The 608-nt window shown below is 67.1% G+C and carries 1 pseudogene; it reads left to right on the top strand.

The features are described from left to right. Positions 1-18 precede the first annotated feature (18 nt). A pseudogene (locus BMI01S_RS37190) lies at positions 19-608 on the top strand (GGDEF domain-containing protein); the annotation flags it as partial.

Genomic DNA, 608 nt, shown 5'->3' with positions numbered 1-608 from the left:
GCAGTGCATAGGGTTGCAATGAAGCGAAGTCTGTTTGCCAGAACGTCGCTGGGCAGTCGTTTCGTCCTTGGCGTGTCCGTCGCGCTCGCACCGATCCTGGTGTTGTGCTGCTGGCTGCTCGTCCATCAATGGCTCGTCTACCTGGCGGCGAACCACGCCATGCGCGGCTTCGACGCGTTCCGCGCGGCGCTGCTCGCGATGGAGCAGGTGTCGGCCGAACGCGGCCCGATGAACGGCGTGCTCGGCGAGGACCTGCCGATTCCGGCCGCCAGAACGGCGTTGCTCGAGGTGGCGCGCGGGCGCAGCGACGCCCGCCTCGCGCAACTGCTCGCGATGCTGCGCCGCGAGACGTCGCCCACCCGCGAAGAAAACGTCGATCTCGTGCTGAAGCTGCAGGCCGATCTGGCGTCGGCGCGCCGCAATGTGGACCAGCTCGTCGCGCTGCCGCGCTCGTGGCGCGGCGATCAGACCACGCAAGGCGCGGTGAACCGGATGATCAGCCTGATTCCGGAAATCCTGCCGGTCGTGTTCACGGAGATGTCGGTCGCAACCAAGGGCGACCCGGACGTGTTCGACACGATGCTGGTCGCGAAGCTGACTGCGGACCT

The sequence above is a fragment of the Paraburkholderia mimosarum LMG 23256 = NBRC 106338 genome (genome assembly GCF_000739815.1).
GTDB lineage: Bacteria > Pseudomonadota > Gammaproteobacteria > Burkholderiales > Burkholderiaceae > Paraburkholderia > Paraburkholderia mimosarum.
This window is presented reverse-complemented; position numbering and strand designations above follow the sequence as displayed.